This window comes from Arthrobacter glacialis (genome assembly GCF_002909415.1).
In the GTDB taxonomy this organism is placed as follows: Bacteria; Actinomycetota; Actinomycetes; order Actinomycetales; family Micrococcaceae; genus Specibacter; species Specibacter glacialis.
In genome coordinates, this window is sequence record NZ_PPXB01000006.1 from 144866 (window position 1) to 168688 (window position 23823).

Consider the following 23823-nt stretch of genomic DNA (forward strand, 5'->3'; position numbering starts at 1 on the left):
GCTAACAGCCCCCTGCCAACCCTGCCCGAAGCGCTCGCACTGATCAAATGCGGCCATGTTCCCGTCCCGGCAGGCTCAGGAGCAGTAACGTATAAGAATCACTTCAATGTGCCGCCGGACATGCTCACACAGGGTCCGCGGCCATGCTCCACCCACCCAATGAATGGAAGGCAACACCTTGCCTGGTATGAATTTGACCCGCGCCGAAGCCATTGAGCGTTCGGCCACCCTCACCGTCAAAAGCTATGACGTGACACTTGATCTGACCACCTCGGACACCATCTTCGCCTCCACCACCACGGTGGAGTTCAGTGCAAAGGAGGGATCAGCGTCGTTCATTGACGCCGTCACCGCCGCTGTGCACCAGGTGACCCTCAACGGCGTCGAGCTGGACCCTGCACAGGTGTCCGACGGCGTCCGCATCCAGCTTCCGAACCTCGCCGCCGAGAATGTACTGACCGTCAAAGCCGACGCGCTGTACATGAACACGGGCGAGGGCCTGCACCGATTTGTGGACCCCGTGGACGGCGAGGTGTACCTGTACAGCCAGTTTGAGGTGCCGGACAGCCGCCGCATGTTTGCCGTGTTTGAGCAGCCTGACCAGAAGGCAGCGTTCACCTTCCACGTGACCACGCCTGCGCACTGGGACGTCATCTCCAACTCCCCCACCCCTGCCCCGGAATCCGCTGGAGAGGGCAAGTCCAGCTGGCATTTTGAGCCCACGCTGACCATGTCCAGCTACATCACGGCGCTGATCGCCGGACCCTACGAGAGCGTTCGCAGCGAACTGACCAGCTCCGATGGCCGCATCATCCCGCTGGGCGTGTTTGCGCGGAAGTCGCTCATGGAATTCATGGATGCGGAGAACGTGTTTGAGCTGACCCGGCAGGGCTTTGAGTTCTTTGAGAAGCAGTTCGGCACCCCGTACCCGTTCCCCAAGTACGACCAGCTCTTTGTCCCCGAGTTCAACGCCGGCGCCATGGAAAACGCCGGCGCCGTCACGTTCCTGGAAAGTTACGTGTTCCGTTCCAAGGTCACCGACGCCATGGTGGAACGCCGCGCCATCACCATCTTGCACGAGCTGGCCCACATGTGGTTTGGCGATCTCGTGACCATGCGCTGGTGGAACGATCTGTGGCTCAACGAGTCCTTCGCCGAGTTCATGTCCACCCTGGCCGCCGCCGAGAACACCAAGTACGTGGATGCGTGGACCACCTTCTCCTCGCTGGAAAAGAGCTGGGCCTACCGCCAGGACCAGCTGCCCTCCACCCACCCCATCAAGGCAGAGATCAATGATCTTGAGGACGTGCTGGTCAACTTTGACGGCATCACCTACGCCAAGGGTGCCTCCGTTCTGCGCCAGCTGGTGGCCTGGGTGGGCCAGGAAGAGTTCATGGCCGGTGTGCGCGCCTACTTCGGCAAGCACGCCTGGTCCAACACCGAGCTGCCGGACCTCATGGTGGAGCTGGAAGCCGCCAGTGGCCGCGACCTGTCTGCGTGGACGGAGAAGTGGCTTGAGACGGCTGGCGTGAACACCTTCAAGCCTGCTCTTGAAGTGACGGACGACGGCGTCATCACCTCGTTTGCGATCCTCCAGTCCGCCATTGCCGAGCACCCCACGCTTCGCCCGCACCGCACAGCCGTTGGCTTCTACAACCTGGCAACTGACGGTGAGGACACTGGCAAGCTGGTCCGCACCCACCGGGTTGAACTCGATGTGGACGGGGCCGTCACCTCGGTCCCCGAGCTGGTCGGCATGAAGCGCCCGGCGTTGATTCTGCTCAATGACGACGACCTCGCCTACGCCAAGATCCGCCTCGATGCCGCCTCGCTCACCACGGCCAAGACGCACTTGCAGGACTTCAAGGAATCGCTGCCCCGGACACTCGTCTCCGCGTCCGTCTGGGACGCCACGCGCGACGGCGAAACCCCCGCCCGCGAATATGTCGAGTTTGTGTTGGCCACGATTGGCCTCGAATCCGATTCGACGGTCATCATGGTGCTGCTGCGCCAACTGGCCACCGCACTGAGCCTCTACGTTGCCCCCGGGCACCAGAAAGCCACGGCCGTTGCTGCCGCCGATTCCCTCTGGGCGCTGGCGCAGTCGGCAGGCGCGGGCTCCGACGCTCAACTGCAATTCGTCAAGGCTTTTGCCGCCCACGCCCAGTCCGGTGAGCAACTGGATCTGGTCCAGTCCTTGCTGGACGGGGACCAGGAACTGGATTCATTGACGCTGGACACCGACATGCGCTGGGAATTCCTGACCTCCCTGGCGGCCGGCGGCCGGGCACCTGGTGCTGTCATTGACGCCGCCCTGGCCTTGGACAACACCCAGACCGGCCAGCTCGCGGCAGCCACGGCACACGCTGCCATCCCCACAGCCGAGGCCAAGGCTGCGACCTGGGAGTCCGTCGTCGTACAGGGTGATGCGGCAAACTCGATTCAGCGCGCAGCCATCGGCGGGTTCACCAAAGTTTGGGATACAGCCCTGCTGGAACCGTATGTGGCTGCGTACTTTGCCTCAATTGAGCGGGTGTGGGCGGAGAAGTCTTACGAGATCAGCTCCACCATCATCACTGGGCTGTACCCCTCCCAGCTTGTCCAGGATTCCACGGTGGCGGCCACGGATGCGTTCCTGGCTGCGTTGGGCGATTCAACGCCGGCATTGCGACGCTTGCTGGTGGAAAGCCGGGACGGTGTGGTGCGGGCGCTGAAGGCGCAGGCAGCGGACCACTAGTCCCCTGGATCCCCGCAGATAAAACGCCTCCCGCGGCCAGCAGTTTTTGCCGGTAGCGGGAGGCGTTTTGCATGTGTTTATTTACGCTTCCACAGCCGCGGAAGCGGTGAAAACTATCGTGCCCAAAAGCCTACCGCCGCAGCGGATTCAGGGGTAGCTTCAGGGCATGAACTCGCTATCTTTGAGGAAGTTGGCCGCGCGCACAGGCGTAGCGGCGTTGCTGAGTCTGGGGCTCATCGCGGGAGTAGCCGGAGTACCGGCCACAGCCCAATCGGCACCGCCTGTCAACTACACAGTGATGGGCGATTCCTACTCTGCAGGAACGGGCGGCGGCGCTGAGGTGCTGCCCTGTCTGCAAAGCCCCAACGGCTACGGCAACGCCTACGCGGCCGCAACGGGCAAAGTCATGCTCAACCTTGCCTGCTATGGCGCCAAGACCGAAGACGTCCAGACCTACCAGGTGCCACTGATTCCCACCACCACCAAACTGGTCACGCTGACAGTGGGCGGCAATGACATTGGCACGGGAGATGTCTCTGCGGCTTGCCTGGCAGCACCGGAAAGCGCCGTCTGCACGGCGGCGTTGAAGGCTTCGCTGCAGAAATTGACGCTGCTGCCCGGCAAGATCAAGTTGCTGGTCAAGGCCATCAAGGCAAAAGTCCCGTCGGCGAAGATCGCCTTTGTGGGCTATCCGAGACTGTTTGAACCAGGCAACATGGCCCAACTGGGGTACCCTGCCGATCAAGTGAAGACAGCCAAGCTGATGAATGGCGCCGCGGACCTGCTCAACACCACCCTCGCCATCTCGGCACTGAGCAACGGTGCACGCTATGTTCCCGTCGCGTGGGCCTTTGCCGGCCATGGGATCCCCTCGGGACCTGCACAGTGGATTGTGGGGCCAGGCGAAGCAAACCCGTTTGTGTTCCACCCAAACGCTGCCGGATACGTGTCCGGATACACTTCAGCCCTGAAGGTGTTCCTGTAGGGGGCAAGCGCGTAGCCTCCTTGGGCCTTTCGAGGTCCCTTGGGAGTTAGGCTTGGCACCATGGCTTTGAACCTTCACCACTACGAGGTAAATGTTTTTTGGACGGGCAACCGGGGCACCGGGACATCCGCCTACAGGGACTACGGCCGCGACCACAGCGTCACGGCCGTTGGCCTGCCCACCCTGCTGGGTTCCGCCGACAGAACCTTTCACGGGGACCGTGAACGGTGGAACCCCGAGCAGCTATTGGTCACTGCGCTCTCGCAGTGCCACATGCTCTCCTACCTTCACGTTGCTGTCCTGCACGGCGTGGTCGTCACCAAGTACGAGGACACCGCCACCGGCACACTGATACTGAACCCCGATGGCAGCGGCCAATTTGAATCGGTAACCTTGCACCCGCGGATCGCCGTGGCCGATCCCGCCACGGAAGAGTTGGCGTTGAGCCTGCATGCCGAGGCTGGCGCAAAATGCTTCATTGCCCGCAGCGTCAACTTCCCCGTGCACCACGTGCCCGAAGTGCTTGCGCCCACACAGGACTGACTCCCGCGCGTGACCGCGTTAGGGTGGAAGGGTTCCCCCTGTCCCCCACAGATGCAAGGTAAACACAGCGTGCAAGGTATTGGAAACATTGACAACCCCGGCGACAACCTCTGGGACAACCTGCTCGAGGCAGGCATCGCGATAGTCGTTGGACTGCTGGTCTGGGTGGTTCTGCACTATTTCATCCGGATCCTGCTCAAACATGCCAAGTCTGATCGGGCCCCGATGGGCCAGACGTCCATGCGCTGGGCCGCGCCCATGCTGCGCGGCATAGATCCGATGATTCGCGCCCTTGACCATGAGCGCCGCGTGCAACGGGCCCACACCATTGGCACCTTGTTGAATTCAATCCTGACGAGCATTGTTGTGGTGGTGACGGGTTTCTACCTCCTGCTGGCCTTTGGGGTGAACATCGCCCCGCTGCTGGCCAGCGTGGGAGTGGTGGGCATTGCTGTTGGCTTTGGCGCCCAGCAGCTGATCCGCGATTTCCTGGCCGGGATCTTCATCACCATCGAGGACCAGTATGGGATTGGCGATGTCATCCAAACCAGCGAGGTCATTGGCACGGTTGAATACCTGGGCCTGCGCATCACCCGCGTGATGGCCGAGGACGGCACGCTGTGGTACCTGCGCAACGGTGAAATCCTGCGTCTGGGCAACCGTTCCAAGGGCACCTACCAGGAACCGGCGCCAGAACCCGAGGCGCCCGACTCCCCCAGCACCCCGGGCAACGGTGCCGCGCCGGCACCGGGGCTCGTTCCGGCGTCGTCCACGCCCTTGACCAACGAACCCTCAGAATCTTCAGAATAGAAAGCGCATCAACGCCATGAGTTCCGAGCACAACTTTTCAGCTTCCCACACCGGTGGCGCCGCAGGGAACGATCCCGCCGGCACCCCCCTTCCGCCCAGCTTTGGTGAACCGCGGCCACGCACGCTGCCCCTTCTCACCACCATGGGACAGCAGCTGCCCGCCGGTCCTGTTCAGGGAGTTGAGGAAGCGGAACCGGCCGACTACTCTGACACGTTCTACGGCCAGATTGGCGGGCATGAGACGTTTGCGAAGATCATCCATGTGTTTTACCAGGGCGTTGCGGCCGATCCGCTGCTGCGGGCCATGTATCCCGAAGAGGACTTGGGCCCGGCAGAGCGCCGCATGCTGATGTTCATTGAGCAGTACTGGGGAGGTCCGCGCACCTATTTGGAGGAACGAGGACACCCGCGCCTGCGCATGCGCCACGTCCCGTTCGCCGTGACTCCCGAGGCACGTGACCATTGGCTGGCGGCAATGCGCAAGGGCGTGGACGCAGCGGAGCTCTCCCCCCTGCATGAGGCGACGCTCTGGGACTATCTGGAGCGGGCGGCGCACTCACTGGTCAACTCCGCCTAGAATCCGGCCCCGCGAACGGGCAGTAGTTGTTGATGTTTAGCGGCAACATCAACAACTACTGCCCGTTCGGCAGGCGGGTTGGGCCGGTTTGGGGCGGACGGTTACAGCACTGACTTGGGGCGGACCAGAATGTGGCCGCGGTTGGTGCTGATGCGCAGCCATTTGTGGGAGCGGAAAATGGTTCCGGATTCGCCAGGAGCCACAAAGCCGAGGGCGTAGGCCGCAAACGCCGCGCCACCGGGGACATCGCCGGGCACCGCGTCCATGGGCCGGCCCCACACTGAGGCGCGAACATTATTCACTAGCAGGGCACCCGGATTCACTGGGATGATCTGGCCAATTTCCTGCACGCCTGCTTTTGCCACAGCAATCAGGGTGTCGGCGGAGACAGTGGCCACCTCCTCCCATGCACTGCGGGGTGCGCTTACGGCAGCCCACGATTCGTTCACGGTCATGGGCGGAACGGGCAGCCGGACGTCGTCGTTGTCCATGCGGGCCAGTCGGTCGGCCACCGAGGACAGCGAGACTGTGACATCAACATTCGACGCCGAGGCCAACCCCATGGTGCGCAGGCCAAGAATGGTGGGGGTTCCTTCGCCCAGGAGCTTGGCACGCATGACGCACACATAAGCCGCGAGGACGTGACCTGCCCCCTGAAGCCGGATGGCGCCGTCGTCCGCGGCACGGGCTCGGGTCACAAAGGTGCGCAAATCGGCGAGGGTTCCGGCGTCGGCCAGGACCAGTTCATCGGTGTGGGTGGCGGTGGACATCAGTGGGTTCCCTCAATTGTGGCGGCGGGGCGGGCGGGGCTGCGTTTGAACGGCACGGGGTCCCCTCGCCACGCCTCGAGGGCGCTGCGCTGGGGATCGGTGAGCCGGACCGGGCGGCCGGTGCTGCGTGAAACCAGCACCATGGAGGTGGCGGCCTGGGCGTAGATGACTGAGGTGTCGGCCTCGGTGACCGTGTAGCCGAAGTCGAAGCTGGAGCCGCCAATGTTGGTGATCCAAATGTTCACGTAGATCGGTTTGGGGCGGAAACTGATGGGGGCCAGGTATTCGATTTCATTGCGGCCCACCAGGGTGAACAGGTCCTGGCCCACCAGGTCCTGGAAGGTGCCTCCGCCGGGCAATTCAGAGTAGGTCAGCTGAACGCGGGCATCCTCCAAATACTGCAGGAAGACAACATTGTTGACGTGGTCGTACGAGTCAATGTCGCCGAAACGTATTTGCTGGGAGATCTGGATGCCTGATGCCATGCTTTCATCATGTCAAAGCCGCAGGGGCGCCACCAATCGAAGTTGGCAAGGTCACAGCAAAGCCGCCCGGAGCGGGCTGATTCATGCCCGAAAGACCATTTGTCGCTACGGCCCGCGGACACATAGAGTCACGTTTATGAATGCGAAGCCACCAACAGCTGACCCCATGGAAACCCTTCTGCGCATCTTGGAGCTTTCCGACGCCGGCGGAGCTCAGACAGATGAAGATATTTTTGTGGGCCTGGGCAACGCCAACGCGCCACAGCCGCGCCTTTTTGGCGGCCAGGTTCTGGCTCAGTCGCTGGTTGCCGCCTCACGCACGGTGGGCAGCGAACACTTGATGCACTCCATGCACGGGTATTTTCTGCGCCCGGGCGACGCCGCCTCCCCCATCACCTTCGGCGTTGAGCGCCTGCGGGACGGCCGGTCCTTCTCGGCCCGCCGGGCGCACGCGTACCAGGGCGGCGCGCCCATTTTGTCGATGATCGCCTCATTCCAGCGTCCCGACCAGGGCATTGAGCATCAGGACACCATGCCCGAGGGCATCCCCGCCCCTGAAACGCTGCCGACGTCGGCCCAGTTGTTGGGTGCGATCGACCACCCCGTGGCCCAGGCGTGGGCGTACGAGCGCCCCTTCGACATCCGTCACGTAGGGGCCAATATCTACTTTGACGTCAAGGGCGAGAAAGTGGCGCATCAGGCCGTGTGGCTCAAAACGCTGGGTCCTATGCCGACGGATCAGAATCTGCACCGGGCCGCCCTTGCCTACGCCAGCGACTACACGCTGCTGGAACCGTCCCTGCGCCGCCACGGCATCAGCTGGGCCATGCCGGGGATCAGTGTGGCCAGCCTGGACCACGCCATGTGGTGGCACCGCCCGCTCCAGGTGGACGACTGGCTGCTCTATGTAGCCGAATCCCCCAGCGCTTCCGAGGCCCGCGGGCTGAACCTGGGCCGCTTCTTCAACCGCGACGGCGTACTGGTCGCCACCGTAGCTCAAGAGGGCATGATGCGCGTCCCTGAAGGCACGCTGACGGACTAATCTTTCGCTTCCGGGCCGTCACTGGGGCACGCGTTGACCCGCCAACCGCCGTGACTGGGCAGATAATGCCGCAATGACATTTTATAGCGGCATTATCTGTCCAGTCAGAGCAGCCAAACCGCGCAATCCACCCCCTAGACCAAGAATGGCCGGTCCCCTTGAAGGGACCGGCCATTCTTCATGTACTTCTAGTCGCGGGTCAGGCGGCGGTGTGTGACACGGTGCGGACGGGCCGCATCGGCGCCCAGGCGCTCAACCTTGTTTTCCTCGTAGGAATCGAAGTTGCCCTCGAACCAGTGCCAGTTGGCCGGGTTCTCATCGGTGCCTTCGTAGGCGAGGATGTGGGTGGCCACACGGTCCAGGAACCAGCGATCGTGCGATACCACTACGGCACAGCCGGGGAATTCCAACAGTGCATTTTCCAGGCTGCTGAGGGTTTCCACGTCAAGGTCGTTAGTGGGCTCATCCAGAAGCAACAGGTTTCCACCCTGCTTCAGGGTCAGCGCCAGGTTCAAGCGGTTGCGCTCACCACCGGAGAGCACACCCGCCTTCTTCTGCTGGTCCGGGCCCTTGAATCCAAAGGCTGCAACATAGGCGCGGGAAGGCATTTCAACGTTGCCCACCTGGATGTAGTCAAGACCGTCGGAAACAACTTCCCACAGGGTCTTGTCCGGGTCGATGCCGCCACGGCTCTGGTCGGCGTAGGAGATCTTAACCGATTCGCCCACCTTGAGGTTGCCGCCGTCGAGCTCTTCAAGGCCAACAATGGTCTTGAAGAGCGTTGACTTACCAACACCGTTCGGGCCGATGACGCCAACGATGCCGTTGCGGGGCAAAGTGAAGGAGAGCCCGTCGATCAAGACGCGGTCCCCGTAACCCTTCTTGAGGTTCTCGGCTTCCAGAACGATGCCACCCAGGCGCGGGCCCGGCGGAATCTGAATTTCTTCGAAGTCGAGCTTGCGCGTGCGGTCGGCCTCGGCAGCCATTTCCTCGTACCGGGCAAGACGAGCCTTGGACTTGGTCTGGCGGCCCTTGGCATTGGAGCGAACCCAGTCAAGTTCCTCGGTGAGGCGCTTGGCCTGCTTGGCATCCTTCTTGCCCTGGACTTCCAGACGAGCGCGCTTCTTCTCCAGGTAGGTGGAGTAGTTGCCCTCGTAGGGGTAGAGCTTGCCGCGGTCAACCTCGGCGATCCATTCCGCGACATGATCGAGGAAGTACCTATCGTGGGTCACGGCGAGGACAGCGCCGGCGTAGTTCTTCAGGTGAAGTTCGAGCCACTGCACGCTCTCGGCGTCCAAGTGGTTAGTGGGCTCATCCAGAAGCAGCAGGTCAGGCTTCTGCAGCAGGAGCTTGCACAAGGCGACGCGGCGGCGCTCACCACCGGACAGGACGGTGACGTCGGAGTCTCCCGGCGGACACTGCAGTGCGTCCATGGCCTGCTCCAGCTGGGAGTCGATGTCCCAAGCGTCGGCAGCGTCAATTGCTTCCTGCAGCTTGCCCATCTCTTCAAGGAGGGTGTCGAAGTCAGCGTCGGGGCTGGCCATCTCCTCAGAGATCTCGTTGTAACGATTGATCTTTGCGTAGATCTCACCAACGCCTTCCTGGACGTTGCCCAGGACGGTCTTTTCCTCATTCAGCGGCGGCTCCTGGAGCAAAATGCCCACAGTGTAGCCGGGGCTCAGGCGAGCCTCGCCGTTGGAGGGAGTGTCCAAACCAGCCATGATCTTCAAAATGGTCGACTTACCTGCACCATTGGGTCCGACGACGCCAATCTTGGCACCCGGGAAGAAGGACATGCTTACGTTGTCAAGAATGAGTTTGTCGCCAACAGCCTTGCGGGTGTTGGACATCGTGTAAATAAATTCCGCCATACCCCCAAGGCTAGTGGGTGCAGGCGCATATCTCACATTCGCTGCGACATTAGTGAGCAAGGCGTCATCGACGCCGAGTCAGGTGGTGTGTGGATTAGTGGATGTCGCCGACGAAGCAACGCCCGGATGCCAGCACTGGAAGAACCATCACTGCGACATTGCCATCGCGCACCTGGCCAATGACGCACTCCTCGGCTACACGCGTAGCGGACTCAACTGCATCAACGGCAAGGCCTGTGGGCGTGATGTCAACGGAAAGCTCAACCTGCTCCTTGACGGCACCGGCCTCCAGCATGGCTGCCAACATTTGCTCACGGTTGGGAGCCTTGGTAACGGTGGCCAACTTGGTGAGTGAGGCCTTCACTTTGTCCGAGAGCTCCTGCGCCGCAGAAAGTGGCTCGGCGGGCTTGGCTGGTGGCTTTGCGACGTCCTGCTCAGCCGGAGCCGCAGTGCTTGCGGCCGGTTTGGGTTCCGTGCCCTGATTGCCCTGATTGCCCGACGGCAGTAAGGAGCATCCGCCCAGAGCCATGGAAGCAGCCAGTAGGACTGATACTCCGACAGCACGCCCATTCAAACGACGGGCTGCTGGCAAGTGGCGGGGTGTCATCTTTTCCAAAGTCACCACGCCATTCTGCCATGACCGGCTACGCGCTCGTCCATTTCCCCTAGAAGGGCACGTCTTCTTTAATGAGCTCACCCGTGGACGTATTGACTACCTCACCGTCTTCCGTTGCTTCCTGATCGTCCGCGAGGGCTGCAGGATCCTCGGTGTCTTCGGAACCCTCGCCTTGATCGTCACCATCGTGGGTCGCATTGTCCGGCCCAGGATCTTCGTCGTGAAAATGGACCACCTCCGCTCCACCGCCGGAGGTGAACCTGCCCGCGGCGGAGGGATCGGCGTCGGTCCCGGAATAGTCTCGGCCTACAGGATGGGCGCTGGCCACGCGAATGTAGTGGGCGGTGCCAAAGAGAAGGTCCGGCCCAATGGTTTCGGCCACGATCTCCACATTGGTGCCGGGTGTTCCGTCCTTGCGCAGGAAAGTATTGATCTTGAGCTTGCCCACGACAATGATGCGGTCGCCCTTGTGGATGCTTGCCGCCGCATTCTGGGCCAGTGCGCGAAAAGCGCTGACGCGGAACCAGTTGGTGGGCCCATCTGCCCACACATTGGTGATGGGATCGGGGCGGCGCTCGTTGGAACCCATGCGGAAATCCCCAACAACCAGGCCTGCGGGCGTGGTGCGCAGCTCGATCCCTGTCGTTGCGAATCCTCTGATGGTGATTGTGTTGGCCATGGCAATACCTCTCTCTAGGCCGCAGCTGCGGCGGTGATCCCTTGCATCCAGCAAACGCCTTTGCCAAGGCCTGAACCAGTGGGAAAGCGGGGATTGTGGACGGATTGTCAGCTGGCTGGGCCTGTGGAGGAAGAGATAAGTCAATAAACCTGATAATTTAGATCCGGCCAGTCTTTATGGCCGCGCCTCGGTAGCTCAGCGGATAGAGCAGGAGCCTTCTAATCTGTAGTCCGTAGGTTCATTAACTTGCCACCCCCACCATGCCCGGACTCACCGCCGCCATCGGGGCCCGTCGGCGCCGCGCCAGTCTTCAGCCACTCAACATCGACCTCGCAGACCACTGCCCACGCGTTGAGAACAAGCTTGCCCGGTGACGTTACCCCGCGCTCGTAGTTTGAGACGGTGGCTCGACTAATACCGAGCTCGCCCGCGATCTCGATTTGTTCCAGCCCTTGTAGCTCCCGTGCCAGACGAAGACGGTCTCTCAGCTGAAATTCAGGTACTCGGCTATGCATTGGTTGAATGCTCATGTGTCAAAGCTATGTCATTCATCGCGGATTTGTCCACCCGTCAAATCGCATTTCTTTTTGTAATTCGCTGCACACCACAAAAAACTTCATACAAGCAAACATTTGACATGTGCTAAATGTGCGTTACGTTTGACACATGCATAAAACAGATCATGAGCTAGTCACAACGAGTCAGGCAGCCGAGCTGTCAGGCAAGGGCTACCGCACCGTGATCAGACTCGTCGAACGTGGCAAACTAACGCCGGCAAAAAAACTCCCAGGCATCCGCGGCGCCTTCCTCTTCAACCGCGAAGACATCATCGCGCTCGCCGCCCCTGATACTTCTCACGGGCAGGCCACAGCATGAGCAGGTCAGGCGTGGACGCATCGACCCCTCCTTTAGTCTCCGGATTTATCGGCTCTAAGCCGATCGTCCTCCAAGTCGATGCCCCCCGAGATCAGCACCCCGACGAATTCAACTTCTTGGCTCAATATCTCGGCAATCTCATCGCCCACCTCGAGCAGCGGCACATTTGCGCTGTCGTAGTGGAAGGAAAGTTCACTCGAAGGGCCGATGTTGACCACGAAGGAACTTTCGGCGACTTCATCGGGTTCTCGACATCCAGCGCCTTGGAAAAAGAGATTCTTTCCGGTCAACAACCGTTTGAGAATGACTCTTTGATAGCGGCGAACAGTCATATCATCAGCGGAAAACTGAAAATCCCCGACTCTCATGATGGCCATAAGAATTCTCCTTCGGTTGGTGCCGTCCGGACCGTGCCTGGTTCGGGCGTGCCAAATCCAACTGTAGGAGATACCACCAACAACGCTGCGGACTCCTTCCCAGCAGCGCGTGTCGGTGGATTGCAGGACGTGGCGGCGGTTCCCCCAATCGCCGCCGCCCCGTCTCCTGCCCCCTCATCTGGGGGTGACGTGATTTCTTCCCCCAAGCGAGTCGCGTCACCCCCGCCTGCCGCCACCAAGTCAAGGCAGGCATCAGCGTGAGCCGCCAGGAGCTGAGCGTGGATACTGGACGCCTCAGCGAACGGCAGTATCGCTCAGCGGAAAGGGCTTTGTTCGCTGCTACCCTTCGTTGGCGGCACCGCTATGAAGTTGTGTATGTGGTCCTGCCGGTAGTCGTGGCGGTTGTCTTTTTGTGGTTCATGGCTTGGACAGTGGACTACAACGCGACCCTCATGGGCTGGACGTTCCTGGTAATCACTTCCGTTTCGCCCGCGGTTTCCATTCTGGCCGTCCTAGAAAACGTTCGAGGCGCGTGGATGGATCGTACAACACTGAAGCATGCCCGTCTTGACGAACAGGCACCCCTCCAGTCTCGGTCAGTTCATCAATATCTGACCATTTCAAAGAACCTGCCGGTAGAAACTGCCGCCGAGGTTTTGAGTAGTGGTCAAACCACATGATCCAGAGCCCATATTTCTCATCGTTTCCCCTGTACTTGTCGTATGCTTCCTCGCTGACGGGGCCATCCATTGCGAAATCCGCGAAGCTATCTGGCTTGACCGGGGCTTCTGCCACTCCATCAAGGCCGAGGATGTTGGTCGGGTCGACGGCCAGGGAAACTCTCAGGTGGTCTGCTCTGCCGGTTCCTCTGTTGATAGCACGGAGCGTTAGGGATCGGCGAAACCTAAGGTATCGCCATTCCGCGTCGAACGTGGCTTGCTGGTCCAACTCCCTCATGCGGTTGGCCCACCGGTTATGCCACACAGCCCAAACGGAGACGCCAAGTGCAAGAACCGCCACTCCCAGGGCCAGCCATGCTGGATTGAATGGGGCGGTGACAGCGGCTGCAGCGGCAGGTGCTGTCGGATCAAGTACGAACAATTCTTCCCCTTAAGAAACGTAGAAAAGCGACCCAGTTCCTCTCCACCAAGAAAAAAACTGGGCCGCTCCGTAAGACAACATTCCCCTGGTCCCACAAGTGCGGGGCTGGTTCTGTCATCGATCAAAGGATAACAAGCTGTGGATACTCCTGTCTCAAAATCCCTTCCCACTGGCGCCTTCACGCCGGTCAACATCTTCTTCCGGGGCTTGGACTACAAGTTCAAGCAGGACCGCTCGGTGACTCCCCCGACACCGGCCCGCGTGGCGATTGTCCGGGCCCGTCAGGAACAGGTCTCCGAGCTTCGTCACCTGGTCGCTAAGTTCCAGCGCACCATCCAGTCCGTGATCGACGCCGATCAGTATGGTGTGGCTGAGGGTCCCGCGGATCTCTTGGTGTCCATGGGCGAGGACATCACGGCGAAGTCTCAGCAGTTGTACCGCGACATCCACGCTGCGAAGGCACGCTTCCACAATGTCCCGTCCGTCAGCGAGGTGGCCCCAGAACCGCCGGCGGCTGATGTTCCCCCAGCATCAGCCGCCGGTGCATCCTCCACTAACCCCAAGTTAGCCACGGCGGCAGACGGCTCGATACTGCCGGCGTCCATGGTGATCATGCCGAAGCCGTCCGCCATCAATTTCCCGGCGACGATGTCGCAAGCACTGGGCATGCGTGCTGCTGCTGGCAGGGGTGTTCTCTGATGGGGTTGACGGTTGAGCAGCTCCTGGCGGAGATCATCAAGTTTCTGCAGACGGGACAGCCGAATATGGCGGTGCTGTACATGCATAGAGCACTGGCGATGATGCATAAAGAGCCTGTTCTGTCCGGGTGGGAGCTATTCCTGGCACCGTTCAAGAAGATGGCCCAGGCTGTGGGCGAGTTCTTCGATGCAATCGTGGAGCCGGTAGTTCAGGTCTTCAGGAGCATTGGTGAGGCGTTCCAGTCTGACTTCGCCCTATGCGGTGAGTCATGAGCACGGAGTTGAAGGAACTGGAGGGGCGCGTGGTGTTTAAGGATCCGCTCCCTGGTGATCGTAAGAAAGTCGTTGAGCCGATGTTCACGGCCAAGTTCCGTACCGCTCGTGAACTGCGAGTAATCGTTGAAGATTGGGCCAAAGGGCAGTGGAATTTGATGGCAGGCATTGTTGTGGAGATCCGTAAGCCTGACAAGCGGCACAAGTTATGGCGCGCCGAAGTGGTTCTGAGGCACGAGACGTTGGCGGAAGTCGTTTTTTGGTCGCCCCGCGTTGCAGCCGCCCCTGCGCCTGAAGCGTTGTTCCCGTGAGCGCCCCGTACGTTCGCCCGTCTGAGCGGGTAGCGGCTCGACGCCGGCGGCTCTTCTTGTGGCTTCCATTGTTGATGGTCGGCGCCCTGGTCACTGTGGTGGCAGGCCCGATGATCATTGTTTTCAATTCCCTGGACGTGGCCGGTGCAGCACTGATGCTGGGCGGCCTGTTGGGGTTCGCTCTGGATGTGGAGAAGTGATGACGCCAAAGGCCGCAGAGCAGCAGCGCATCCCGCTGATGCAGACGAGTACACCCGTGCCCAACCCACCAGTTGCTGGCGCCCCGGGGCCGCTTGCCGCGCCGCCGTATGAGGTTCCGGGCGGCACGAGCGAGCTGGCCTGGAACATCGCCGCCGCTTGGTCGGACTCCTCTGTAGAGGAGCTACTGGCAGAAACGGCCCCTGTCAAGTCAGCCCACTACTTGGCCGGTCTACGTGCCACAAAGGTCTTCAGTGACTGGTTGCTCCGCGAAGACGCGGCAGCCGAGGCTCATGCCGTGGCAGCTGACGTCCGGTGGTGGTCTGGCAAATTACCTGGTCTGCCCGTGCAGGACGACCCGGATCCGTTCGCCAGGGTAATGGTCCTCGCGGAAGAAATGGCCGCAATGACGGCCACCGCTCGGAACAGTGGAGATGCCGCCAAGGCGCTCAAGTATTCGACTTTTGAACAATCCCTGCTGCAGGTAGCCGCAGGACTCCAGCTAGACAACGACACAGGGACGGTGAAGCAATGACTGCAGTGTATGAGGTGGTGGAGATCGCCCGGGTCCGCGTCAACCCAGAGAACATCCGGGACGACATGGGCGACCTTGACCGGTTGAGTAAAGAGATCAAGACCATGGGTGTCCGGTCACCGCTGGTGGTGTACCCGCACCCGGAGCTTGAAGGCGACTTCATGATCCGTGATGGCCACCGCCGCCGGCAGGCCGCCATCAATGCCGGCCTGGTCGAGGTCCCGGTGGTCATTGAGGAGCCGTCCGTCCGCGGCGCACTGGAGGACATCGAGACGATGCTCTCCACCGGTGTTGCGTCGAAGCAGATCACGAAGATGGAGCAGGCCAAGGGCTACCAGCGGATGCTGGAGCTCGGTTTGAACGAGTCCACGATCGGTAAGCGGTTCAGTCGCCCAAAGTCTGAGGTGGTAACCCTGGGCAGGGTCGCGAAGGCGCCGGAGAAGGTTCAGAAGGCGTTCATCAAAGGCAGGCTTGATCTGCTGCAGCTGAAGAAGCTGACGGATTTGCAGGCTGCTGGGCAGTCCGAGGTTCTGGACAAGGTTCTGGAGAGTAACGATTTCAGCGACCGGGCCGGGTGGGCGATCGATGATGTGGAGTACACGATCGCGCGCGCCGAAGGGGATAAGTCCATAGCCGATTCCATCGAGCTGTTGACTGCTCTGGGTGGGGTCCGGCGTGAGGACTCGCGTGACGAGAACTTCGATGTCGCCCAGGAACTCACAGACGAGGAGCACATCGCCGCCGGCCACTTGTTCTATGTGGGGAGGGACCAGCCGGAGCCGGTCTGGTACGTGAAGCTCTCCAAGCCCAAGCCCAAGCTCTCCGATAAGGAACGCGAGGAGAAGGCGACGTTGCGCGATCTGAACGCGGGCCTGCAGGTGTCTTATGCGATGCGGTCACATGAACTCGTGGCCGCCATCCAGTCCAAGGACGGCGCCGGTGAGGCCGCGGACAAGGAGCTATTTCTGGAGCTGCTCCTGCCGGGGGTCCAGGGGCTCAGTGATGAGACGCTCGGTGAGTTGACCGGGATTCATCCTCCAGAGGGAGACGGCCTGTGGACGCCTGAGCGGCGTGAATGGCGGGCAAAGGTGGAAGTGGCCCTCAGCAAGCTGTCATGGCGTCAGCTTGCCCGTGCCGCGGTGTACGCCAAACACCAGGACACGGACCGCCAGTTGCGGTTCGCGAAGAACTTTGACCGCAGCGAGCATGTGTGGGGAACCCGGGCCGGTTGGTTGAACAAGGTCCAAACCCACTACGGTCTGCGCCTGTACAAGCCGGAGCGGGAAGCGCTGGTGTTCTTCAAGGCTAATGGCGGCGACCCGAAGCGATACAACATGTCCACGGGCAAGCATGAGACCGTCGAGTGCGATGTGGTGGTCCTTGATGACTGATACAGCTGTGCTTTCTCCTGGTGCCCGGCACAAGCTGCTCCTCGCTAAGCAGCCCGAGCCTACCCAACACGCATATTCCGCGTTCTCGATCCGGGCCCGCACGGTCATTGCCCAGGATCTGAGCTACCCAAGGGCAGGTGTCCGCCAACTACCGGACGGGCCGTGGCTACTACAGCTCTGGTACGCGCCCGACACGGTCCGCACCGACGCAGAACCATTGACGTTCTCAACCAGGGTCGCGGCTTTCATCTCTGGCCAGCACGAGGTCCATGCGGCCCGGGACCGGGAACCCCCTGCAGGGCAGATCCACCTCCGTGGCGTAGCAAGGGCGGTCAACGCATGAGCGCCGACAACCCAGACATTTCCATGCTGAAGCGGGAGCGCCCCACCGCACCAATCAAGTGCCCGTCCTGCCTATCCCCCATCAACGTACTCACGGCCGAGTGCCGCTGCAGCGACTAGAAAGGAACCACCGTGGCTTTAGAAGTTGACTGGCGTGAACCGCCGCTGAGCACCGAGGAACGACTCAAGGAGCTATTGAAGCATCACCCGGGCCGGTGGGCCAGGGTCAAGATCGACATGGCGTCCCCCACTTCACGCAGCGTCTGGCGCAAGGAAGGGTTCGAGTCAGAGTCCCACCCGGCCGAGTCGAACCCGAAGAAGTTCGACATCTACGCCCGCTGGCCCGCAGCGTCAATGCCCGGCACGCGGTCCGCCGTAGGACTCACGACCACGTCACCAGTAGCCGCAGCCCACGCGGCGGAGCCAACAACCGCGAGCAAGACCAAACCCGTGACCACAAAGAACGGTGTCCCAGCCGTGGCGAAAGCCCCGGTCCCGGCCGGAGATACCGATCTGCAGATCCCCACCAGCGGCGACGTGACCGGCGGATACCTCGCGTCACGCGCCCTACGCCATGTCCCGGCCGATGGCACCCACGAGGTCCGCCTCTCCGGACCCAAAGCAAGCCCGGTCCGCCCATGAAAATCACAGTCCCAGCAGACGCCTTCACCAACGCACTCGCTGCTTGCGCCGCTCATACGTTTCAGGGCAAGGACGCCGGGTATTTGGCGACGGTGGATTTGCAGATGAACGAGGACCTGGAGTTGGTGGCCACCGCATCAGGTGGGTCAACCACCGGTGTTGCCAGGATCCCGTTGGTGGAGTTGGACGGAGAGATGTCCCGTGTTGCTTTGAGTAAGCAGGACATAGGCACTATCCGCTCATTGTTCTCCAACAAGTTCAAGCAGCTGGAGGTGACGGTTCGGACATCGGTGGTACCTCCGGCGTCTCCGGATGATAAGCCGGAGGTTATTCATCAGATGGAGATCCGGGAGTTGGGGTCCTTGTTTGGTGGCCGGCAGCTGAAGCTGACGATGCCGGACCATGGCAACCGTGATGTTCCTGGTCTGTGGCATCCGATCGCGTCCGCTCTCAGGCGCCGCAACATGCCAAGCCTGCCGGTCACCCTGTTCCACCCCAAGGATATGAACTCCTTCCGGGCAGCATCCGTGGCGTACAGCGAAGAGCTCCGCATCGAACCGGCTGACAACTTCGGCTCACTCATCGTCCATTGCGGCCACTACTTTATCGGCTTCCTCCACGCGAACGCCCAGATCACAGACTCCTTCACCCGTTCCCGTGATCAGTGGGCCAACCGCCTGCCGATGAAACTCGCAGCAGTCAGGGACGGATCATGACGACCTGCAATCACGACCCGGGCCGGGTTTGTGACCACTGCCCGGCCAGCCACCTCCAAGAGGTAGTCCGGCAGATGAAAGGGATGTCGTGAGCGCACAGCAGTTGCGTCTCAGGATCCAGGCCCACGCGGCCGAGCTGTCCCGTGCTGTCGTCAGCCAAACACCATCCCAGATCCGCAATCGCCTCGCGTACCTGGTCGCCAACACCGAAGCCCTACTGGACACGCTAGAACAGGACGAATCATGAACGTACACAACCACGGGCCCGAAGACGGACCCGGCGCCACCTGCCCAGAAACCAGCCTCCCCAGTGGCCAACTCCGGGGAGCTTGCATGCCTGCCCACCACAACCACGTTACCCGCGACATCAAGCCCGCCGGCCAATGCCCAGTCTGCGACAGCTACCATGACCAGCCTGCGGCCACCGAACCGGAGGGGATCCCCTCCATCGGTGATTCTTTCACTCTCAACATGGAGATCCGGGACAACGAAACCGACACCCTCGACAGGGTCGAGATCAAGGTGAGCGGATACTCGTCACCGGCCCATGCCGTTAGAGTCCTCTACAAGCTCGGGCAGGAAGGCTATCTGGCCAATCTCTACCAGGTACTTACCGGCGCTGAAGATCAGGAAGATGACAATGCCGACGACTGACCCCAGAATCGACGCCGCAGCCAGAGAGCTCAACAACTACCTGCCAAATTCCTATTCCTCGGTCAGGTGGGCCACAGATATGGCCACGGCAGCACTTGCAGCTGCCGATGCTGTGGATCCGCTCCGCAAGCCGGGGCACCGTGCGGAGATCTCCGGCGATACCTGGACGCTGCAGCACCCGCCAGAGTGCCGGGCTGACATGCTGGCCTGCCCTCTCAATGAGGCCATGCGTAGCCTGGACCCGACCTGTCTCGCTGACGGCGTGTGGACCGTGGAGCTGGACGCGGACAAGGAACTGAACTTCACCCCCGTGGTGACGCCGTGAAGGCGCTGACAGTCCGGAACCCGTGGGCGTGGGCCATCATCTTCGGTGGGAAGGACGTGGAGAACCGTTCCATCCGCACCAACCACATCGGCCAAGTAGCCATCCACACCGCCAAGGCCGTGGACACCGAGGGAATGTACTCAGCCCTTGTCCAAGCTGCCATCGATGAGCACAACACCGCTCCGGTCATCCCCGGGGAGCTGATCCCCCGGGCTGACCTCGAGCAGCTCGGCAACATCATCGGCACCGTGGACATCAACCCCGTTCACCATGCCGACCACTGCCGGCAGCCCGACGGCAGCTTCTGCTCGGCATGGGCCATGGACAAGATGTGGCACTGGCCCCTAACCAACCCCCACCCCATCAGCCCTTTGCCCGCGAAGGGCGCGCTCGGGCTGTGGGAATGGGACGGAGACGGGCAGCCCACGATCCACGCCCAGGAGTTCTCCGCCATCCCTTACTCCTTCTTCTGCCGCTGCGGCTACCAAGCGTTCGGAACAGAAGAAGACCCCGCCCTCTACGTAGACCACATCAGGAGCATGTTCGCGTGAAGCCGAGAACCATCCTTGCCGACAACCACACCTACGAGGAAAACGTGGTGATCCTCGCATGGCTACAAGCCAACGGATGCCGCTGGCTGATCCCCCGGGGAGCACGAATCATCATCACTGGCAACCGCGTCATCGTTCCCTGCTGGAACATCCGCAGTACCAAGCAGTCTGTGACCCTCTGGCCCAAAAAGCTGCCAAAGGGTTGGCGCCCACCAGTCAAGATCCGCAGCTTCAAAATCCGGTTCCCACTAAACCAGGACTACTCATGAGACGACAGGATGCAGCCGCTATCCGCGAAGGCATCCGCATCGCGAAGAAGCACGGCATAACCGCATTGAGCCGAGTCCGCACCCAAGGGAACATCCTCACACTGCGCGCCTACCTCAACACCCTCGCCAAGAACGAAACAAGAGAGAAGCCGTAATGGACATGACATGCAATTTCTGCGGCGCCGGAGTCAACGGCACCACCAACGAATTGGTGGCGTGGAGCGAACTCCACGACCAGGAATGCCCCGGCCCGAAAGGAAAGTCATGAGCAGGCTTGAAGAGATCCAGGCACGGCAGGACGGAATCACGAAATGGTGGCTCACTCGACACCCCGACCACGCGTTCACAGAGACCCGCCAAGAGCTCGGCAAACTACTTGACGCACTCCGGGCCGTGGACGCGGTTTGCGTCGCCTTTGATGAAGGCGTGGGAATTGGCACGGGACATGCCAATGAGCAGAGTCAACAAACAAAAATGGTCCGCGCCGCTATCCAGGAGGCGCTGGCGTGAACACAAATATGAACCCGGACTGCCGCAATGGGAAACACCGGGCCTGCGGAGGCGAGGGCTGGGACGAGGCTAGCGCCGCCCCAACCGCAGGCAACTGCTTGTGCCACGAACGCGCTGTCGACACCATCAGGAACGTCAGCCAACTCGCGTTCACCCTTGGCCTTGCACTGGCACCCTTCCAGACCTCGGTCTTACGAGCCGCACTTTTCGAACGTCGACGGCTCACAGACCCGCGCGGGTACCACGCCGCAGTAAAGCTCTACCGCGAAACGACCCTCACCTTCGAGGAAGCCTGGGACTGCGTCCGGACGGCCTCGGACGGCCTCCACATCCACGTCCAAATCCTCGAACCACCGGACGACCACCCCCACCCGGACAAACGAACCGCTGCGCTCGCGGCCAAGGCGGCACGCGGGAGCGGCCCGCCACCGGCCGCCAGTTGGCGCGGCAGGGAACGTAGTACGAAATTTAGGTCTCAATCATGAAAGTAGGACATGACAGGTGTCTTGGCTCAAACAGTCTGATGTCTCGGCCAACCACCCGATCACTTTGCGTGCGTTGGAGATGGAGGACGCTGACGATCGAATACTCAACGAGGTGTATGGGTGGGTGAACCGTTGCGCTACTCAGTCCGCAGCGCATGACCAGGACTACATAGTTACTTTGGGAACTGCCAAGCTCATGGCTGGCAGTTTCGCCAGGTTCGAAGTCCTCGCGGCCGCCGCCATATTCTGCGGCTACTTTACCGAGGTCATGATCACGGTGGAGGGAGAGAAACGGAAGGCTTTCAAGCTTGTGGAGGAGAAAGACCTCTTCCACATGATTTTGAAGGCTGACAAGGACTGGACGCAGCAGCGTCAGCGGGACAACAGGGACGTTGCCAAGACTGGCCCTGTCCGCCTGCGTGATGGCGATGCTTGCCGGTACTGCAACCGCACGGTGACGTGGAACAACGATCGCCGGTCGGCCCGTTGGGGCAGCATCGACCATGTGGTGCCGGGTGAGCCTGGCACCGTAGCCACGATGGTGGTTTGCTGCGGCGAATGCAACCAACGCCGCCAGAACGACCCGCTCAGCACTTGGAAGACGCTGCCACCGCCGGCCGAGCCGCTCATTGGCCCGACCACCGCGACATGGTTGACCGAGAAGTGTGGCATCCCCACTAAGCCCACCTACACCCGCACGCCCATCGAATTTGTGTCTCCTGCGCCCGTCAACGGCCCGCAGGCGACTGAGGAACCGCCCGCCGTCGAGCAGCCCATCACGGCAGCTCCGGTTGAGGACGAGGTAACGGAAGCTACATCCGGCCTGTCCAGCGACTCAGTAGCCAGCACCCCGGACAGTGCGGTCGAGAATCTGGAGGCAACGGAGCAGCAGCCGGCCCCAGGAATCGAATCCGAAATCAAAACGGACCAGCGATCGATCGATGAAGCAAGCCATGGCGGACCCGGATATGCCGGGACGGGTCGGGACGGGTCGGGACAGGTTGGGCTTGGCAGGGCAGGGTCGGGAGCCCCGCTCCCCGCCCATCATGCCCCTGCAGCTCATCTGAACAAACCACCCAACCCTGCAGCCCATCCTCAACCACCACAAGGGAAAGGGAAACGCCGTCGTGCCCGTCAACGTAACCGAAAGGGGAATCCCAATGATTGACCTGGTGGAGCATCTGCCAATCAAGGAACCGGGCGCCAAGACGCTGCAGCTTCGTCAGCAGGCGCTGGGCGCACTGGAGGACCGGGCTGCCAGGTTGGGCTATGAGGTACTGGGGCAGGTTCGGTTCAGGGTGATCGAGTTGCCGTTGTCGATGTATCTGGAGTGCCGGGCGCTGGTTGAGCCGCCTGCCATAGAGACGCTCATTCTGGATCGAATGAGAAGAGGCCGGCTATGAGGCAGGACCTGCAGGAGTTGAAGACTTGCACGGCCACGGACTGCAATAGAATCACAACGCTCTTTCTCTGCACGGACTGCATCATCGCTTTTGATGACCTGCTAAAGGACGTCGGTGTCCTGGTCGCGTTCATGGATGGGCCAATCTTTCAGACCAGCGTCACGAAGTCACCGGGTGCCAGCGGTGGGGGTGGTGGCCACGCCAGTTCCAAGCCTCCGATCAATATCGATGCCCTGCTGCTCAGGTCGTGGCTGTGCCAACTTCCGCACAGCGCCCATGCCGAAGCAATGAACAACCCGGACGCCGGTCAGACGTTGTTCATGGCCAAGGATTGGGTAGGCAAGGGCCGGGATCTGGTGTGGGGTCCTGAAGATAAGCGTGTGTACGGGGAATGCGAAGAGCCGTGGGGTGAGGATGAAGACGGTGCGCCGGTTCTCTGCGATGGGCGGCTGACCGCTCATCCTGATGATGCCTCGGTGAAGTGCCAGCAATGCGGGGCCGTCCACCATGTTCCTGACCTGCTTGAGCGGATCCGGGCAAAGGTCCGGGGGGAGCCTCTGAGTCCCCGGCTGGCTAGGGAATTCCTGCAGCGGCGGGCCCGGGCGTTCATCTTGAAGAAGGACTTCGAGAACTGGGCCGAGCGGGGTCTTCTGCCGTATGTCTTAGCACGGGTGAACACCGAGGGCAGGCCCCGGCGCCTGTACTACCCAGGGGATGTACTCAAAGTATTTCAGCACATGAAGTCACGGAGTAGAACTCTAGCCTGAAATGATTTACCCTTATTCCGAGGGGATAGTTGTCTCCGGTAACTTTTACAAAGGCCTCGACGGTTCACCGTCGGGGCCTTTGTCATGTCCGAGGTGGTGATCCTACTGACGGCTTCGGGTGTTTACAATCCGCCATGGTCTGGACGTCGTGCGAAGAACGCGCTGATCAGGGTCAAGACGCAGGGCCGCAAGGACCACACACCGTGTTGCATCTGCGGTCAACCCATTGACTACTCGCTTGAGTATCCTCACCCGCAGACCTGCAGTGTCCAGCATGTGAGGTC

Annotated in this window: 35 protein-coding genes; 28 read left to right on the forward strand and 7 right to left on the reverse strand. The window is 61.2% G+C overall.

What is annotated here, in order from left to right; translation table 11 throughout:
- Positions 1-187: 187 nt before the first annotated feature.
- From pepN to CVS28_RS09230, 5 genes are all read left to right on the forward strand, one after another.
- Positions 188-2737 carry an aminopeptidase N gene (pepN, locus tag CVS28_RS09210; RefSeq protein WP_103481299.1) on the forward strand — a complete coding sequence of 850 codons (2550 nt, stop codon included), beginning with the start codon at positions 188-190 and terminating at the stop codon, positions 2735-2737.
- Positions 2738-2903: 166 nt separating this feature from the next.
- Positions 2904-3722, forward strand: a complete 819-nt coding sequence (locus tag CVS28_RS09215; protein ID WP_103481300.1) for an SGNH/GDSL hydrolase family protein — start codon at positions 2904-2906, stop codon at positions 3720-3722.
- 60 nt (positions 3723-3782) lie between these two features.
- Positions 3783-4265, forward strand: a complete 483-nt coding sequence (locus CVS28_RS09220) for an OsmC family protein (protein ID WP_103465497.1) — start codon at positions 3783-3785, stop codon at positions 4263-4265.
- 78 nt (positions 4266-4343) lie between these two features.
- On the forward strand, positions 4344-5075 hold the full coding sequence (locus CVS28_RS09225; protein ID WP_243399815.1) for a mechanosensitive ion channel family protein: 732 nt from the start codon (positions 4344-4346) through the stop codon (positions 5073-5075).
- Between the two features lie 142 nt (positions 5076-5217).
- Positions 5218-5652, forward strand: coding sequence for a globin (locus CVS28_RS09230; RefSeq protein WP_103465623.1), 435 nt, complete (start codon positions 5218-5220; stop codon positions 5650-5652).
- Between the two features lie 101 nt (positions 5653-5753).
- On the opposite strand, the gene CVS28_RS09235 is transcribed toward CVS28_RS09230, so the two are convergent.
- Together CVS28_RS09235 and CVS28_RS09240 are read right to left on the reverse strand one after the other, a co-directional pair.
- The gene (locus CVS28_RS09235) at positions 5754-6422 is read right to left on the reverse strand and encodes a DUF8185 domain-containing protein (protein ID WP_103481302.1); all 669 of its coding nucleotides are present in this window, start codon (positions 6420-6422) and stop codon (positions 5754-5756) included.
- On the reverse strand, positions 6422-6907 hold the full coding sequence (locus tag CVS28_RS09240; RefSeq protein ID WP_103481303.1) for an acyl-CoA thioesterase: 486 nt from the start codon (positions 6905-6907) through the stop codon (positions 6422-6424). The genes CVS28_RS09235 and CVS28_RS09240 overlap by 1 nt, the downstream gene beginning before the upstream one ends.
- Positions 6908-7043: 136 nt before the next feature.
- On the opposite strand from CVS28_RS09240, the gene CVS28_RS09245 reads away from it, so the two are divergent.
- Positions 7044-7949, forward strand: a complete 906-nt coding sequence (locus CVS28_RS09245; protein WP_103481304.1) for an acyl-CoA thioesterase — start codon at positions 7044-7046, stop codon at positions 7947-7949.
- Between the two features lie 188 nt (positions 7950-8137).
- Here CVS28_RS09245 and ettA read toward each other — a convergent pair whose 3' ends face one another.
- The 4 genes from ettA to CVS28_RS20435 all read right to left on the reverse strand — a co-directional run bounded on the left by ettA (position 8138) and on the right by CVS28_RS20435 (position 11645).
- On the reverse strand, positions 8138-9820 hold the full coding sequence (ettA, locus tag CVS28_RS09250) for an energy-dependent translational throttle protein EttA (protein ID WP_103465492.1): 1683 nt from the start codon (positions 9818-9820) through the stop codon (positions 8138-8140).
- 94 nt (positions 9821-9914) lie between these two features.
- On the reverse strand, positions 9915-10442 hold the full coding sequence (locus tag CVS28_RS20140) for a DUF6993 domain-containing protein (protein ID WP_243399803.1): 528 nt from the start codon (positions 10440-10442) through the stop codon (positions 9915-9917).
- 43 nt (positions 10443-10485) lie between these two features.
- Complete coding sequence (locus CVS28_RS09260) at positions 10486-11115, reverse strand: single-stranded DNA-binding protein (protein ID WP_103481305.1); 630 nt, start codon at positions 11113-11115, stop codon at positions 10486-10488.
- 218 nt (positions 11116-11333) lie between these two features.
- A complete protein-coding gene (locus CVS28_RS20435; protein WP_103481306.1) occupies positions 11334-11645 on the reverse strand; it encodes a helix-turn-helix domain-containing protein in 312 nt (103 codons plus the stop codon).
- 136 nt (positions 11646-11781) lie between these two features.
- On the opposite strand from CVS28_RS20435, the gene CVS28_RS09270 reads away from it, so the two are divergent.
- A complete protein-coding gene (locus CVS28_RS09270; protein WP_103481307.1) occupies positions 11782-11991 on the forward strand; it encodes a helix-turn-helix domain-containing protein in 210 nt (69 codons plus the stop codon).
- A 32-nt stretch (positions 11992-12023) separates the two neighbouring features.
- Here the strand turns inward: CVS28_RS09270 and CVS28_RS09275 are convergent, their stop codons facing one another.
- Complete coding sequence (locus tag CVS28_RS09275; protein ID WP_103481308.1) at positions 12024-12368, reverse strand: hypothetical protein; 345 nt, start codon at positions 12366-12368, stop codon at positions 12024-12026.
- A 278-nt stretch (positions 12369-12646) separates the two neighbouring features.
- Here CVS28_RS09275 and CVS28_RS09280 point away from each other — a divergent pair, with 278 nt between their 5' ends.
- From CVS28_RS09280 to CVS28_RS09365, 21 genes are all read left to right on the forward strand, one after another.
- On the forward strand, positions 12647-13048 hold the full coding sequence (locus CVS28_RS09280) for a hypothetical protein (RefSeq protein ID WP_133159087.1): 402 nt from the start codon (positions 12647-12649) through the stop codon (positions 13046-13048).
- A gap of 559 nt (positions 13049-13607) precedes the next feature.
- On the forward strand, positions 13608-14168 hold the full coding sequence (locus CVS28_RS09285; protein ID WP_103481310.1) for a hypothetical protein: 561 nt from the start codon (positions 13608-13610) through the stop codon (positions 14166-14168).
- Complete coding sequence (locus CVS28_RS09290; protein WP_103481311.1) at positions 14168-14440, forward strand: hypothetical protein; 273 nt, start codon at positions 14168-14170, stop codon at positions 14438-14440. The genes CVS28_RS09285 and CVS28_RS09290 overlap by 1 nt, the downstream gene beginning before the upstream one ends.
- Complete coding sequence (locus CVS28_RS09295) at positions 14437-14751, forward strand: hypothetical protein (RefSeq protein ID WP_103481312.1); 315 nt, start codon at positions 14437-14439, stop codon at positions 14749-14751. Before CVS28_RS09290 ends, CVS28_RS09295 begins: the two co-directional genes overlap by 4 nt.
- Positions 14748-14951 carry a hypothetical protein gene (locus tag CVS28_RS19400; RefSeq protein ID WP_133159088.1) on the forward strand — a complete coding sequence of 68 codons (204 nt, stop codon included), beginning with the start codon at positions 14748-14750 and terminating at the stop codon, positions 14949-14951. The genes CVS28_RS09295 and CVS28_RS19400 overlap by 4 nt, the downstream gene beginning before the upstream one ends.
- Positions 14951-15484 (forward strand): hypothetical protein, encoded by a 534-nt coding sequence (locus CVS28_RS09300; protein WP_103481313.1) that lies wholly within the window; start codon positions 14951-14953, stop codon positions 15482-15484. Before CVS28_RS19400 ends, CVS28_RS09300 begins: the two co-directional genes overlap by 1 nt.
- Positions 15481-16875, forward strand: coding sequence for a ParB/RepB/Spo0J family partition protein (locus tag CVS28_RS09305; protein ID WP_103481314.1), 1395 nt, complete (start codon positions 15481-15483; stop codon positions 16873-16875). The genes CVS28_RS09300 and CVS28_RS09305 overlap by 4 nt, the downstream gene beginning before the upstream one ends.
- Positions 16868-17218 (forward strand): hypothetical protein, encoded by a 351-nt coding sequence (locus CVS28_RS09310; RefSeq protein WP_103481315.1) that lies wholly within the window; start codon positions 16868-16870, stop codon positions 17216-17218. The genes CVS28_RS09305 and CVS28_RS09310 overlap by 8 nt, the downstream gene beginning before the upstream one ends.
- A 131-nt stretch (positions 17219-17349) precedes the next feature.
- Complete coding sequence (locus tag CVS28_RS09315) at positions 17350-17859, forward strand: hypothetical protein (RefSeq protein WP_103481316.1); 510 nt, start codon at positions 17350-17352, stop codon at positions 17857-17859.
- Positions 17856-18575: a hypothetical protein gene (locus tag CVS28_RS09320; RefSeq protein ID WP_103481317.1), complete on the forward strand. Its 720-nt coding sequence runs from the start codon at positions 17856-17858 to the stop codon at positions 18573-18575. Before CVS28_RS09315 ends, CVS28_RS09320 begins: the two co-directional genes overlap by 4 nt.
- Positions 18576-18663: 88 nt before the next feature.
- A complete protein-coding gene (locus CVS28_RS19665) occupies positions 18664-18822 on the forward strand; it encodes a hypothetical protein (RefSeq protein ID WP_165788113.1) in 159 nt (52 codons plus the stop codon).
- A gap of 86 nt (positions 18823-18908) precedes the next feature.
- The gene (locus CVS28_RS09325) at positions 18909-19229 is read left to right on the forward strand and encodes a hypothetical protein (RefSeq protein WP_133159089.1); all 321 of its coding nucleotides are present in this window, start codon (positions 18909-18911) and stop codon (positions 19227-19229) included.
- Positions 19216-19554: a hypothetical protein gene (locus CVS28_RS09330; protein WP_103481319.1), complete on the forward strand. Its 339-nt coding sequence runs from the start codon at positions 19216-19218 to the stop codon at positions 19552-19554. Before CVS28_RS09325 ends, CVS28_RS09330 begins: the two co-directional genes overlap by 14 nt.
- Positions 19551-20105, forward strand: coding sequence for an ASCH domain-containing protein (locus CVS28_RS09335; protein ID WP_103481320.1), 555 nt, complete (start codon positions 19551-19553; stop codon positions 20103-20105). The genes CVS28_RS09330 and CVS28_RS09335 overlap by 4 nt, the downstream gene beginning before the upstream one ends.
- Complete coding sequence (locus CVS28_RS19670) at positions 20102-20374, forward strand: hypothetical protein (RefSeq protein ID WP_103481321.1); 273 nt, start codon at positions 20102-20104, stop codon at positions 20372-20374. Before CVS28_RS09335 ends, CVS28_RS19670 begins: the two co-directional genes overlap by 4 nt.
- On the forward strand, positions 20371-20529 hold the full coding sequence (locus CVS28_RS19675) for a hypothetical protein (RefSeq protein ID WP_165788114.1): 159 nt from the start codon (positions 20371-20373) through the stop codon (positions 20527-20529). The genes CVS28_RS19670 and CVS28_RS19675 overlap by 4 nt, the downstream gene beginning before the upstream one ends.
- 109 nt (positions 20530-20638) lie before the next feature.
- The gene (locus CVS28_RS09345; protein ID WP_103481322.1) at positions 20639-20884 is read left to right on the forward strand and encodes a hypothetical protein; all 246 of its coding nucleotides are present in this window, start codon (positions 20639-20641) and stop codon (positions 20882-20884) included.
- A complete protein-coding gene (locus CVS28_RS09350; RefSeq protein ID WP_103481323.1) occupies positions 20881-21369 on the forward strand; it encodes a hypothetical protein in 489 nt (162 codons plus the stop codon). The genes CVS28_RS09345 and CVS28_RS09350 overlap by 4 nt, the downstream gene beginning before the upstream one ends.
- Positions 21370-21385: 16 nt before the next feature.
- Complete coding sequence (locus CVS28_RS09355; protein WP_103481324.1) at positions 21386-22537, forward strand: hypothetical protein; 1152 nt, start codon at positions 21386-21388, stop codon at positions 22535-22537.
- Complete coding sequence (locus CVS28_RS09360; RefSeq protein WP_103481325.1) at positions 22530-22772, forward strand: hypothetical protein; 243 nt, start codon at positions 22530-22532, stop codon at positions 22770-22772. Before CVS28_RS09355 ends, CVS28_RS09360 begins: the two co-directional genes overlap by 8 nt.
- On the forward strand, positions 22769-23539 hold the full coding sequence (locus CVS28_RS09365; protein ID WP_103481326.1) for a hypothetical protein: 771 nt from the start codon (positions 22769-22771) through the stop codon (positions 23537-23539). The genes CVS28_RS09360 and CVS28_RS09365 overlap by 4 nt, the downstream gene beginning before the upstream one ends.
- Positions 23540-23823 lie beyond the last annotated feature (284 nt).